At 64.4% G+C, this 12,447-nt stretch carries 11 protein-coding genes and 1 tRNA gene; 9 read left to right on the top strand and 3 right to left on the bottom strand.

Features of this window, described 5'->3' with window-relative positions; genetic code table 11:
* Positions 1-54 precede the first annotated feature (54 nt).
* Positions 55-3,036, top strand: a complete 2,982-nt coding sequence (locus AWC08_RS05845) for a UPF0182 family protein (protein ID WP_069433837.1) — start codon at positions 55-57, stop codon at positions 3,034-3,036.
* A gap of 99 nt (positions 3,037-3,135) precedes the next feature.
* Here the strand turns inward: AWC08_RS05845 and AWC08_RS05840 are convergent, their stop codons facing one another.
* Complete coding sequence (locus AWC08_RS05840) at positions 3,136-4,095, bottom strand: GlxA family transcriptional regulator (RefSeq protein WP_142283425.1); 960 nt, start codon at positions 4,093-4,095, stop codon at positions 3,136-3,138.
* Between the two features lie 88 nt (positions 4,096-4,183).
* On the opposite strand from AWC08_RS05840, the gene AWC08_RS05835 reads away from it, so the two are divergent.
* The 7 genes from AWC08_RS05835 to AWC08_RS38960 are packed head-to-tail and all read left to right on the top strand — an operon-like array spanning position 4,184 to position 8,536.
* Positions 4,184-4,834 carry an HD domain-containing protein gene (locus AWC08_RS05835; protein WP_069433839.1) on the top strand — a complete coding sequence of 217 codons (651 nt, stop codon included), beginning with the start codon at positions 4,184-4,186 and terminating at the stop codon, positions 4,832-4,834.
* Complete coding sequence (locus tag AWC08_RS05830; RefSeq protein WP_069433840.1) at positions 4,834-5,556, top strand: nitroreductase family protein; 723 nt, start codon at positions 4,834-4,836, stop codon at positions 5,554-5,556. The genes AWC08_RS05835 and AWC08_RS05830 overlap by 1 nt, the downstream gene beginning before the upstream one ends.
* Positions 5,525-6,025, top strand: a complete 501-nt coding sequence (locus AWC08_RS05825) for a Dps family protein (RefSeq protein WP_069433841.1) — start codon at positions 5,525-5,527, stop codon at positions 6,023-6,025. Before AWC08_RS05830 ends, AWC08_RS05825 begins: the two co-directional genes overlap by 32 nt.
* Positions 5,992-6,456: a styrene oxide isomerase gene (locus AWC08_RS05820; RefSeq protein ID WP_069433842.1), complete on the top strand. Its 465-nt coding sequence runs from the start codon at positions 5,992-5,994 to the stop codon at positions 6,454-6,456. The genes AWC08_RS05825 and AWC08_RS05820 overlap by 34 nt, the downstream gene beginning before the upstream one ends.
* Positions 6,444-7,034, top strand: coding sequence for a UbiX family flavin prenyltransferase (locus AWC08_RS05815; RefSeq protein WP_069433843.1), 591 nt, complete (start codon positions 6,444-6,446; stop codon positions 7,032-7,034). The genes AWC08_RS05820 and AWC08_RS05815 overlap by 13 nt, the downstream gene beginning before the upstream one ends.
* Positions 7,006-8,088, top strand: coding sequence for a UbiD family decarboxylase (locus AWC08_RS38965; RefSeq protein ID WP_331716075.1), 1,083 nt, complete (start codon positions 7,006-7,008; stop codon positions 8,086-8,088). Before AWC08_RS05815 ends, AWC08_RS38965 begins: the two co-directional genes overlap by 29 nt.
* Positions 7,991-8,536, top strand: coding sequence for a hypothetical protein (locus AWC08_RS38960; RefSeq protein WP_336442422.1), 546 nt, complete (start codon positions 7,991-7,993; stop codon positions 8,534-8,536). Before AWC08_RS38965 ends, AWC08_RS38960 begins: the two co-directional genes overlap by 98 nt.
* Here AWC08_RS38960 and AWC08_RS05805 read toward each other — a convergent pair.
* Positions 8,523-9,728 carry an RtcB family protein gene (locus AWC08_RS05805; RefSeq protein ID WP_069433844.1) on the bottom strand — a complete coding sequence of 402 codons (1,206 nt, stop codon included), beginning with the start codon at positions 9,726-9,728 and terminating at the stop codon, positions 8,523-8,525. The genes AWC08_RS38960 and AWC08_RS05805 overlap by 14 nt on opposite strands.
* Positions 9,729-9,881: 153 nt before the next feature.
* Between AWC08_RS05805 and AWC08_RS05800 the strand changes: the two genes are divergently transcribed.
* Positions 9,882-9,958 (top strand) — tRNA-Met (locus AWC08_RS05800).
* Between the two features lie 801 nt (positions 9,959-10,759).
* Here AWC08_RS05800 and AWC08_RS05795 read toward each other — a convergent pair.
* Positions 10,760-12,436: an AMP-binding protein gene (locus AWC08_RS05795; protein WP_082986301.1), complete on the bottom strand. Its 1,677-nt coding sequence runs from the start codon at positions 12,434-12,436 to the stop codon at positions 10,760-10,762.
* Between the last annotated feature and the right edge of the window lie 11 nt (positions 12,437-12,447).

The raw sequence follows: 12,447 nt of genomic DNA, 5'->3' as shown, positions 1-12,447 counted from the left end.
GGCCGTTTGCGTACAGTTGTGGCCATCGGGAAAACGAAGCAGGGAGCGTAGCTAGTGGGAATGCGGCCCGCCGCAAGGATGCCGAAGTTGACTCGGCGTAGCCGGATTCTGATTCTGATCGCACTGGGTGTGATCGTGCTGTTGCTGGCCGGCCCCCGGCTGATCGACGCGTACGTCGACTGGCTGTGGTTCGGTGAGCTCGGCTACCGCTCGGTGTTCACCACCGTGCTGGTCACGCGCATCGTGGTGTTCCTGGTGGCCGGCCTGCTGGTCGGCGGCATCGTGTTCGCCGGGCTCGCGCTGGCCTACCGCACCCGACCGGTGTTTGTGCCGAGCAACGACAACGACCCGGTCGCGCGCTATCGCGCGGTGGTGATGAGCCGGCTGCGGCTGGTGGGCATCGGGATCCCGACGGCCATCGGCGTGCTGGCCGGCATGGTGGCGCAGAGCTACTGGGTGCGCATTCAGCTGTTCCTGCACGGTGGCGACTTCGGCATCGCCGATCCTCAGTTCGGCAAGGACCTCGGCTTCTACGCGTTCGAGTTGCCGTTCTACCGGTTGGTGCTCAGCTACCTGTTCGTGGCGGTGTTCCTGGCGTTGGTGGCCAACCTGGTGTCGCACTATCTGTTCGGTGGGATCAGGCTGTCGGGACGGGCCGGAGCGTTGAGCCGCTCGGCGCGTATCCAGTTGGTCAGCCTGGTCGGTGTTCTGGTGGTGCTCAAGGCCGTTGCGTACTGGCTGGATCGCTACGAGTTGTTGTCGCACACCCGGGGCGGCAAGCCGTTCACCGGAGCCGGGTACACCGACATCAACGCGGTGCTGCCGGCCAAGCTGATTCTGATGGCGATCGCGCTGATCTGCGCGGCCGCGGTGTTCTCCGCGATTACTCTGCGCGACTTGCGGATCCCGGCGATCGGCCTGGTGCTCTTGCTGCTCTCGTCGCTGATCGTGGGGGCGGGCTGGCCCATGATCGTCGAGCAGATCAGCGTCAAACCCAATGCGGCGCAGAAGGAAAGCGAATACATCAGCCGAAGTATCGCCGCCACCCGCCAGGCCTACGGGTTGACGCCGGACGTGGTGACCTACCGCAACTACACCGGTGATGGCCAGGCGACCGCGCAGCAGGTGGCGGCCGACCGCGCGACCACCGCGAATATCCGGCTGCTGGACCCGACCATCGTCAGCCCGGCGTTCACCCAGTTCCAGCAGGGCAAGAACTTCTACTATTTCCCCGACCAGCTGTCCATCGACCGCTATCAGGACCGCGGCGGCAATCTGCGCGACTTCGTGGTGGCCGCCCGGGAGCTCAACCCGGACCGGTTGATCGACAACCAGCGCGACTGGATCAACCGGCACACCGTCTACACCCACGGCAACGGCTTCATCGCCTCGCCGGCCAACACCGTGCGCGGCATCGCCAACGACCCGAACCAGAACGGCGGCTACCCCCAGTTCCTGGTCAACGTCGTCGGAGCCAACGGCAGCATCGTGTCCGACGGCCCGGCGCCGCTGGACCAGCCGCGCGTCTACTTCGGACCGGTGATCGCCAACGCGGCCGCCGACTACGCGATCGTCGGCAAGACCGGCGCCGACCGCGAATACGATTACGAGACCAGCACCGAAACCAAGAACTACACCTATACCGGGGCTGGCGGCGTGCCGATCGGCAGCTGGATCTCCCGCAGCGTGTTCGCCGCGAAGTTCGCCGAGCGAAACTTCTTGTTCTCCAACGTGATCGGATCCAACAGCCGAATCCTGTTCAACCGCGACCCGGCGCAGCGGGTGGAGGCGGTGGCGCCGTGGCTGACCACCGACAGCGCGGTGTACCCGGCGATCGTGAATAAGCGGATGGTGTGGATCATCGACGGCTACACCACGCTGGACAACTATCCGTACTCCGAACTGACGTCGCTGTCCTCGGCGACGGCGGACTCGACCGAGGTGGCGTTCAACAGGCTGGCTCCCGACAAGCGGGTCTCCTATATCCGCAACTCGGTGAAGGCCACCGTGGATGCCTACGACGGCACTGTCACGCTGTATCAGCAGGACGAGAACGATCCGGTGCTCAGGGCGTGGATGCAGGTTTTCCCCGGCACGGTAAAGCCCAAGAGCGACATCAGCCCCGAGCTCGCCGAGCACCTGCGTTATCCCGAGGACCTGTTCAAGGTGCAGCGCATGCTGCTGGCCAAGTACCACGTCAACGACCCGGTGACGTTCTTCTCCACGTCGGACTTCTGGGACGTGCCGCTGGACCCGAACCCGACCGCCAGCAGCTACCAACCGCCGTACTACATCGTGGCGAAAAACATTGCCAAGAACGACAATTCGGCGTCGTATCAGCTGACCAGCGCGATGAACAGATTCAAGCGTGACTATCTGGCCGCCTACATCAGTGCCAGTTCCGATCCCGCCACCTACGGCAAGATAACGGTGCTGACCATCCCGGGTCAGGTGAACGGGCCGAAGCTGGCCAACAACGCGATTACCACTGACCCGGCAGTGTCGCAGGACCTCGGCGTGATCGGTCGCGACAACCAGAACCGGATCCGCTGGGGCAATCTGCTCACCCTCCCGGTGGGCCAGGGTGGTCTGTTGTATGTCGAGCCCGTCTATGCCTCGCCGGGTGCCAGTGATGCGGCGTCGTCGTATCCGCGGCTGATCCGCGTGGCAATGATGTACAACGACAAGATCGGTTACGGGCCCACCGTGGGCGACGCGCTGACGGCTTTGTTCGGCCCGGGCGCCGGTGCCGCCGCGACGGGCATCCAGCCCACCGATGCCGGGGTGCCGGCCGCGCCGCCGGCCAATCCGCCGCCCCCGGCCACTGGGCCGGGGACGCCACCTCCCACTGCGGCGCTGCCGCCGCCTCCCGACGCATCGACGGCTCTATCCCCTGCGAAAGCTGCTGTGCTGCAAGAGATCCAAGCCGCGATCGGTGCGGCCAGGGATGCGCAGAAGAAGGGTGACTTCGCCGGCTACGGGTCGGCGCTGCAGCGGCTCGACGAGGCGATCACGAAGTTCAACAACACGAAGTAGCGGCTGCGCGCCGCGGCCGCTCACTCTTGGCCACGAGCGCCCGCGTTTTGCCGTCGACACGCCGTGATCGGTGGCATTTTGCGCGCCCTCGCTGGGGGGTCAGCCCCGCGCCGCGGTGCGGAACCTCTCGCGGTAGGCCTTCGGTGACACGCCGAGGTGGTCGACGAATACTCGACGCAGGCTCTCGGGGCTGCCGAATCCCGCCAGCCGCGCCGTCTCGGCCACCGTGCGCCCCGCATCGAGCGCGGCACGCGCGGCGTCGATTCGTACCATCTCGACGTAGCGGGCCGGCGTCGTGCCGAGCTCGGACTGGAACAGCCGGGTGAGCTGCCGGGTGCTCAACGAGGCCCGCGTCGCAAGGGTATTGACGCTGTGGTCGTCCGCCGGGTTGGCCGAGATCGCGGCGGTGACCTTGCGCAGCGGAGACTCCGGCGGCGGATCCGCCTCGACCAGCACCGAGAACTGTGACTGGCCGCCCGCGCGCTTGAGATAGACCACCAACCACCGGGCCACGGCGCGGACCAGCTCTGTGCCGTAATCCATTTCGACCAGAGCCAGCGCCAGATCGATGCCCGACGACACCCCGGCGGAGGTGAAAACCTCACCGTCGCGGACGAAGATCGCGTCCGGCTCGACCGTGATGTCAGGGTAGGCCCGGGTGAACAACCGGACTTCGTTCCAGTGCGTGGTGGCGCGCCGGCCCTGCAGCAGTCCGGCTTGCGCGAGGATGAATGAGCCCGTGCAGATGGAGGCCAGGCGCCGGGTCCGGCCGGCAATCGACCTGATCGCCTTGACCAGCGCGGGGTCGACCGGCCGCCGCGGCAGGTCGTCGCTGCCGGCGACGAACACGGTGTCCGCGGCCTCGATTGACGAGATGGCATCGGTCACGCCTAACCGGGTTCCGATTGACGTCGTGACATCGCGGCCATCCAGCGATGCGATCTTCAGCTGGTAGTCGGCGCCGGCGCGGTTGGCTTCGGCGAACACTTCACCGGCCCCGGCAACGTCCAGCATGGTCACGTCGTCGAAGACGACGATCACGATCACGCGAGCCCCCATCCGTCCATTGTGGCCGTGTCGGTTTCTGTGGGAAAGACGGCTCAATCGACTACCCATGGGCAGGGGCCGATCGCCGCAGACTGACCGCATGAACACTCAATCGATCGAAACCATTGCCGGCATCGCCATTCCGGACACGCCATTGGTCCGCGAGGTCACCGACTACATCCGCGCCACTGAAGACGATCTGCTCTTCGACCACTCCCGTCGGGTGTTTCTCTTCGGCGCCCTGCAGGGGCACCGGCGGGGCCTGCAACCCGACCTCGAATTGCTGTACGTGGGGGCGATGTTCCACGACATCGGCCTGACCGAGCGCTACCGCTCCTCCATGCTGCGCTTCGAAGTCGACGGCGCCAACGCCGCGCGCGACTTCCTGCTGGAGCGCGGCTACGACCCTGCCGATGCCCGAAAGGTGTGGCTGGGCATCGCTTTGCACACCACGCCGGGAGTGCCGGAGTTCCTGGACCCCGAAATCGCATTGGTCACAGCCGGTGTCGAGACCGACGTGCTGGGTATGGGTCGCGATGACCTGGCGCCCGAGGCGCTGGACGCGGTCACCGCGGCACACCCTCGGCCGGACTTCAAGAACCGGATCATCGCCGCCTTCAACGACGGCATGAAGCACCGGCCCGACAGCACCTTCGGCACCATGAACGACGACGTGCTGGCGCACTTCGACCCGACGTTCCAGCGGGAGAACTTCGTCGACACCATCCTGGGCAACGGGTGGGCCGAGTGATGGACATCTACGAAGCGCTCTACACCACCAGGATGATGCGGCGGTTGCGGCCGGATCCCATCCCGCTGGACACCCAGGCCCGCATCCTGGACGCGGCGGTCCGCGCCCCCAACGGCGGTAACACCCAGCGCTGGCACTTCGTGGCAGTCGACGATCCGGGACTCAAGGCCGAGTTCGCCCGTCTGTTCCGGCAGGCCCGCGCGATCGAATACGAGAAGTTCAGCACCGGGACGGGGCCTATGGTGGCGCCGGCGCCCGGCGCGGACCTGGCCGACCATGCCGAAACGATGCGCCGGATCAAAGGTTCAGGAGACTATCTCGCCGACCACTTCGAAGACATTCCACTGCTGCTTTTCGTCTTCGCGATCGACGATCTCGGCGGCGCCAACATCTTTCCCGCCATCTGGAGTGCCCTGCTGGCCGCCCGCGCCGAGGGGGTCGGCGGAGTCATGACGATGGTGCTGCGCAACTTCGCCGACCGGGTGAACGAGATGCTCGGCGTGCCTGTCGAGGAAGGCTGGACCATGTCGGCGATGCTGGCCCTCGGCTATCCGCGGGGCAGGTGGGGCGTGGCCGCCAATCGTCGTCCGGTGCATGAGGTTTCGTCGCGAAACCACTGGGACGCACCGTTGGGTATCGAAGTGCCGCAGCCGCTGTGGCCCGCAACGCGGCAAGACGAAAGGATCAACGATGACCACATCGGTATCGGCCAATCGGCGTAATGCACGCGACGTCAAGGCTTTCCAGGCGCCCGCCAACTTATTCGCCAACCTGCAGAAGGTGCTCGTCGACCTGATCGAGTTGCACCTGCAGGGCAAGCAGGCGCACTGGAACGTCGTCGGAACGAACTTTCGGGATCTGCATCTGCAACTCGACAGCCTCGTCGACGTCGCGCGCGAGGCCAGTGACACGATCGCCGAACGGATGCGCGCCCTGAATGCGGTTCCCGACGGTCGATCCGACACCGTCGTCGCAAGTACCACCGTGCCCGCCGCACCGCCGGGACTGGTCCACGTCACCGACACGGTCGCGGTCATCACCACCCGGATCTACGCCGTCGTCGCCACCTTGCGTGCCGTACACGACGACGTCGACGACGCGGACCCGACGACCGCGGATCTGCTGCACGCCATCATCGACGACCTGGAGAAGGAAGCATGGCTACTCAAAGCCGAGATCGAGACGCCGTAACCGACCGTGCACTGATTCGGCACGGCATCTTTCTGTTCCTGATCGGACTGGTGACCGGCACGCAGGAGCGGCGCTTCACCAACATGCGCATGGCGTTGTCCGCACACCTCGAAGGGGTGATGAACGGCACCTTCCTGGTCGCTCTCGGTGCCGGCTGGGGCCGTGTGGGGCTGGTTGGTCCGGCGGCGAGAGTCGCGCGGTGGACGTTGCTCTACGGCACCTACGGCAACTGGCTGTTCACCACGCTCGGAGCGGCGATGGGCACCGCTGCCGCCAATCCGATTCTGTCGCAGGGTGATTCCGGGAGCCGCGGCCAGGAACGGGTCGTACTTTTCGGCTTTCGTGGCATGCGGTACGCATTCTTCACCTCCGTGGTACTCATCCTCGTCGGGTTGAGCCGGCGTGAGGAGGTGCGATCATGCGCCTCGTAGTCGCAATGACCGGCGCGACCGGCGCCCCGATCGGGGTTCGTCTCCTGGAAGTGCTGGGAGAGTTGGGGGTCGAGACGCACCTGATCCTGAGTGACTGGGCGCGCGCAACCATCAAGCTCGAAACGGATCGCAGCGTCAACGACGTCCGCAGGCTTGCCTCGCACAGTTACAGTGCCCGCGATCTCGCCGCCGGCATCTCCAGTGGGTCGTTCCGCACGGATGGCATGGTTATCTGCCCGTGCAGCATGAAAACGCTGAGCGCCATCCGAATCGGCTACAGCGACAACCTGATCACTCGTGCCGCCGACGTCGCGCTGAAGGAACGACGCAGGCTGGTGTTGGTGGCTCGAGAGGCACCGCTGAGCGCAATTCATTTGGAGAACATGCTCTTCCTGACACGCGCCGGTGCGGTCGTTTTTCCGCCGACGGTGTCCTACTACGCGCGGCCCGCATCGGTCGAGGAGATGACCGACTACCTCGTCGGCCGCGTCGTCGACCAACTCGGGATCGAACACGACCTGATCAAGCGCTGGAAGGACCACACGAACCATGAGCGACACGAGCCCCGATCTGCGTAGCTGGCTGGCCACCCTCGAAGCCGCCGGCCAGTTGCGTCGTGTCGTCGCACGGGTGGACTGGAACGAGGAGATCGGCGCGATCACCCGCGCCAATCTCTCGCTTGGTGGACCGGCGTTGCTGTTCGAGAACATCGCGGGCCATGAGGACACCCGGTGCACCAAACTGTTGACGTCGGGGATCGGCAGCCGTCGTCAGATCCAGCTGATGCTGGGACTGCCGGAGGACACCAGCGACGCTGCGATCGTCCGTCACCTGAAAGGCGCTTTCCGACAACCGATCCCGCCGCGCATTGTCGACGCGGGTCCGGTCAAGGAGAACATCGTGACCGGCGACGACATCGACCTGTGGCAGTTTCCCGCCCCGAAATGGCATGCGGCCGACGGGGGGAGATACATCGACACGTTCTGTGGCGTGGTCACCGGGGACAGGGTGACCGGGCGCGACAACATCGGTGTGTATCGGGGGATGATCGTCGGCCGCGACAAGATCGCCAAGTTGATGGTGCCCAGTCAGGGTTGGGGTGGGCATGCGCAACAGTACAAGCCGGAGCCGATGCCGGTGGCCGTCGTCTACGGTTGGCACGACGTGTTGGCGTTCTGCGCCGGCAGTCCCTTCCCGAAGGACGTCTGCGAGTGGGACATGATGGGCGCTCTGCTGGGCCGACCGGTCGACTTGGTGGCGTGTGAAACAGTGCCGTTGCATGTGCCCGCCAGCGCCGAGATCGTCGTCGAAGGATTCATTGATCCCGACCCCGCCACCTTCATGGACGAAGGCCCGTTCGCGGAATATCCGGGCTACCTCGACGGGCATCCCGCGCCCGCACCCGTGCTGCGGGTCACCAGGATCACCCACCGCAACGCACCCGGTGTTGCGGGGCACGCCCGAAGGCATTCGGCCGGGCCTGTTGAACGAAGATGCCATGGTCAACTACGCCCGCTCGGCAATCGCGTGGAATTTGTTGGAGACGAGTGGAATTGGCGGTATCACCGGCGTATGGATGTCACCGGTGTCCAATGGCACCAACATCGTGGTGCAGATCCACAAGACCTATAGGGGTCATGCGCAGCAGGTCGCCGCGGCGCTGTGGGGGAGCGGCGGATCGGTGTGGTTCTACAAGCACGTCATGGTCGTCGAGCAGGACATCGACATTCACGATCCCGCTGCGCTGGACTGGGCCCTGGCCTACCGGGTGAACGCAGGCCTCGGCGACATCGCCTGCTACGGGCCCACTCTCGGCTCACCGCTGGATCCCTCCACTCCGCCGCAGAAGTCGAACTCCGGCGGAGGGGAGTGGACCCGGGTGCTCGTCGACGCCACCCGCAGTTGGGATTTCGAACCGAGGCCGGAGTGGGGCGGGCGGCATTATCCGGCGCTCAACACGATCGACCCGGAGCTGGAGTCGATCGTCGCAGCCCGGTGGGAGGAATACGGGATCGGCATTCCCTATCTGGACGACCGGCACCGGGAACTGCTGACGATGCGACGGCTCAGGTCCCCTTGACGTTCATGATCTGCCGCAGCGAGGTCACCACTTCGACCAGTGATGCGGCGCCGACCATGACCTGATCGATGTCCTTGTAGGCCTGCGGGATCTCGTCGATCCACTCCTTGCCGTGTCGGTACTCGATCCCGCGCATCGCGGCGGCCAGATCCTGCTCGCTGAACAACTCCTTGGCCTTCGTCCTGCTGAACCGGCGGCCGGCCCCGTGCGGAGCCGACCACAGCCCGTCAGGGTTTCCCTTGCCCCGCACAATGTAGGACCGGGTGCCCATCGAGCCGGGAATGATGCCCAGTTTGCCTTCAGTGGCGTCGATCGCGCCCTTACGGGTCAACCAGACCGTCTCACCCTCGATGGTGGTCGGAACCGTGTAGTTGTGGTGAGTGTTGATCGTCTCGATCGCCACGCGCTGGGCCTGTGCACCCATCCATGACGCGAACACGTGGATGAACCGGTCCATCATCTCGGCCCGGTTCAGGTAGGCGAAGCGCTGCGCCCACTTCAGATCCTTGATGTACCGGTCGAATTCGGGTGTGCCTTCCTGCAGGTAGGCCAGGTCGCGATTCGGCAGCCTGACCTGTGGATCGGCCGTGCACTGGTCCAGGGCGATCTTGATGTGCCGCTGCGCGATCTTGTTGCCGACGCCGCGGGAACCGCTGTGCAGGAACAGCCAGACCGTGTCGTCGGTGTCCAGGCACAGCTCGATGAAGTGGTTGCCGCCGCCCAGAGAACCCAACTGCTGCATCCACTTCGGGCTGTGCGACAGGTCGACGTCGAGGTCTTGCTGCAGCTTGAGCAACTCGTCGTGCTTGCGCGCGGTGAACGAAAACCGTTGCAGGTTCTTGTTGTAGTTGCCGGGGGACAGCGGGATCGCGTCCTCGATGAGCTGCCTGAGCGCCGGTAGCTGGGAGCGGTAGTCGCCCGCGAACTTCGCCGCCAGATCCCGCTCGGTGAACCGGGTCTTGGCCGCGACCATGCCGCAGCCGATGTCGACGCCGACCGCCGCCGGGATGACCGCGCCCCGGGTGGGAATGACGGTCCCGACTGCCGAGCCCTTGCCCAGGTGGGCGTCAGGCATCAGTGAGACGTGCGGGTGCACGAAGGGCATCGACGCGGTGACCTTCGCCTGCTCGACGGTGTTGCCGGCGATGTCGGTGGCGAAGTTGAGCAGCTTGGGCCCGAGCTGTTCGGGCATGACGGTCTCCTGGATCCGATGGGTGGGATGCACGGACGGTATTCCCCCTGCGGCGGCGGTTGCAACGGAATTTCGTACAGCACTCGGTATCGGCGCTGGTCAAGAGGCGATTTGGAGAGGTTGCCACGCGTTGGGTAACCTTGCGTTTACCGACGCGGGGTGGAGCAGCTCGGTAGCTCGCTGGGCTCATAACCCAGAGGTCGCAGGTTCGAATCCTGTCCCCGCTACCAGCGAAAATGGCCCCCAGGCGCAAGCCTGGGGGCCATTTTCATGCCCGTTGGGAACACTTTTGGGAACATTAGCGTCGGTAACGAATGTGTCCGCAGCTCGGTTTTGTCCGACCGGGGCAGACAACAGGTCAAGTATTTTCTTGGTGAGTTTTGCTGCGTCACAATGAGGTACCGTCAAGTCTCGCCACGGGTTGATACATGGCGAAACATGACGTGACACAACGGCATTGTGTGTATCGCAGAGTTGAGTGGGACGACGTGGAGGGTTCGCTCACAGGCACGCCTGGGACATTCCGGTCGCTGCCGGTAGGGCGGACGGGCGCTCGGCTAGCTTCGACCAGGTCTCGCACTAGTTACCTAGAAGGCGCGCCTTCCTTAACGACGTTAGTGAGCGCTGAGCGGCGCGCAGCGTCGGTGCATGCGCCGCGGCGTTCAGTTGTCCCGAGTCCGCTGCGGCGGCCAATGCCTCCAACACTGTGCGGCATGCTCGCGGCGAATTCAGCACGATTTGGGCGGCCTCGGCGGGGCTGCACGCAAAAGTGTGATGTTCGAAGGCCAAAGCTAGTTAGGTCCTCTAAGTGGCGCGTAGATGAGTTGCTGGGTCCTTACGCGTAGATGAGTCGCTGGGTCCTTAATGGAAGTCGCGCCGTGGTCGTCGAGCTTTGGGTTCGCTTGCGGCTGCTGCGCGCCGCGCAAGCCCATGTTGGTCCTTCCTAGATCCGTGCTGGCGGCTTGAGCGTTGAGTGGCGAAACAGCCCCGCCTCTGGACAGCGATTGAGGTTAAGAAGGTCTGCGGCTCTGCTATTGCGTTCGACCGCCCGATCCGCCGAACAAAATCACGCTGGCGTGCTCGCGCAATTCGATCTTGCGGACTTTGCCGGTGACCGTCATCGGGAACTCGTCGACAATGTGGACGTAGCGCGGAATCTTGTAGTGCGCGAGCTTGCCGGTACAGAACTGTTGAATATCCGCCTCGGTGAGCGGGTCAGCACCAGAGTTCAACCGAATCCAGACCATCAGTTCCTCTCCGTATTTGGCGTCGGGAACACCGATCACTTGGGCATCTGAGATGTCGGGATGGGTGTGAAGGAACTCTTCAATCTCGCGCGGATAGACGTTCTCACCGCCCCGGATGATCATGTCCTTGAACCGCCCGGTCACCGCAATGTAGCCGTCGTCGTCCATTGCACCGATGTCGCCGGTGTGCATCCATCCCGAACTGTCTACGACCTCCGCGGTCGCGTCGGGTCGATTCCAATATCCGGCCATGACCGAGTACCCGCGCGTGCACAGTTCCCCGCTGGTGCCCCGCGGCAGGACGTCACCGTTGGGATCGACGACTTTGACTTCCAAGTGTGGACCGGGTTTGCCGACAGAATTGGTGCGTTGCGTGATGGTGTCGTCGCGGCGGGTCTGAGTGCTCACCGGTGAGGTTTCAGTCATGCCGTAGCAGATCGAGATTTCAGACATGTGCATCCTGTCGATGACGTGACGCATGACCTCGGCCGGGCAGGGGGATCCGGCCATGATGCCGGTGCGCAGCGAGGTGAGGTCGAAACTGTCGAAGGTGTCCAGCGCGAGCTCGGAGATGAACATGGTCGGAACTCCGTATAGTGCGGTGCAGCGTTCCGCTTGGACCGCAGTCAGTGTCGCCGCAGGATCGAAGCCGGGTCCCGGGATGACCATCGCGGCGCCGTGGGTGGTTGCAGCGAGGTTGCCCATCACCATGCCGAAGCAGTGGTAGAAGGGCACTGGGATGCATATCCGGTCGTCGCTCGTGTAGCCGAGCAGTTCCCCCACGAAAAAGCCGTTGTTGAGAATGTTGCGGTGAGTCAGGGTGGCGCCCTTAGGGAATCCCGTTGTGCCAGAAGTATATTGGATATTGATTGGGTCCGTATTGGTCAGACGGGCGGCGATCGTGTCGAGCATTGCGTCCTCGGCCTGATTGGCTGCCAAGTGGTCCCAGTCCAGGCCCCCGATGACCACGACATGTTCGAGGTGGGGGCAGCGGGACCGCACGTTACTGAGCATGGACACGTAGTCGGACGTCTTGAAGCTCCGTGCGGTGAGCACCATTGCGATTCCCGCTTGGTTGAGCACGAATTCAAGTTCATGTTCCCGGTAGGCCGGGTTGATTGTGACAAGTATGGCGCCGATCTCGGCGGCCGCGTATTGCGCAATAGTCCATTCTGGGGTGTTCGGTGACCAGATGCCGACGCGGTCGCCGGTGCCGATGCCCGCGTTAAGTAATCCGGTAGCGAATTGGCGTACGGCACTGCGGAACTCAGCGTAATTCCAGCGACGCCGAGACGGGATATCGATGAGCGCGTCGTGACCGCCGTAGGAGCGGGTGGTGGCGGCCAGGTTCGCGCCGATGGTCGTTTCAAGCAGTGGAGGGAACTGCGGTCCACGGTCATAGGAGAGCCGCGGATCAGCCGTCGTGGCGTGATCACGGCTCATGTTGGACGTGCTGGTCATGGCTTTCCCCT

It is taken from the genome of Mycobacterium gordonae (assembly GCF_002101675.1).
Lineage (GTDB): Bacteria > Actinomycetota > Actinomycetes > Mycobacteriales > Mycobacteriaceae > Mycobacterium > Mycobacterium gordonae.
Note: the sequence above shows the minus strand (reverse complement) of the source record. Positions and strands in the feature narration are given on the sequence as shown.

Excerpts from the sequence above, each read along its gene's own strand:
- AWC08_RS05840 (WP_142283425.1), bottom strand. The coding sequence starts at position 4,095 with ATGGGGGCTCGCGTGATCGTGATCGTCGTCTTCGACGACGTGACCATG.
- AWC08_RS05835 (WP_069433839.1), top strand. The coding sequence starts at position 4,184 with ATGAACACTCAATCGATCGAAACCATTGCCGGCATCGCCATTCCGGAC.
- AWC08_RS05830 (WP_069433840.1), top strand. The coding sequence starts at position 4,834 with ATGGACATCTACGAAGCGCTCTACACCACCAGGATGATGCGGCGGTTG.
- AWC08_RS05825 (WP_069433841.1), top strand. The coding sequence starts at position 5,525 with ATGACCACATCGGTATCGGCCAATCGGCGTAATGCACGCGACGTCAAG.
- AWC08_RS05820 (WP_069433842.1), top strand. The coding sequence starts at position 5,992 with ATGGCTACTCAAAGCCGAGATCGAGACGCCGTAACCGACCGTGCACTG.
- AWC08_RS05815 (WP_069433843.1), top strand. The coding sequence starts at position 6,444 with ATGCGCCTCGTAGTCGCAATGACCGGCGCGACCGGCGCCCCGATCGGG.
- AWC08_RS38965 (WP_331716075.1), top strand. The coding sequence starts at position 7,006 with ATGAGCGACACGAGCCCCGATCTGCGTAGCTGGCTGGCCACCCTCGAA.
- AWC08_RS05805 (WP_069433844.1), bottom strand. The coding sequence starts at position 9,728 with ATGCCCGAACAGCTCGGGCCCAAGCTGCTCAACTTCGCCACCGACATC.
- AWC08_RS05795 (WP_082986301.1), bottom strand. The coding sequence starts at position 12,436 with ATGACCAGCACGTCCAACATGAGCCGTGATCACGCCACGACGGCTGAT.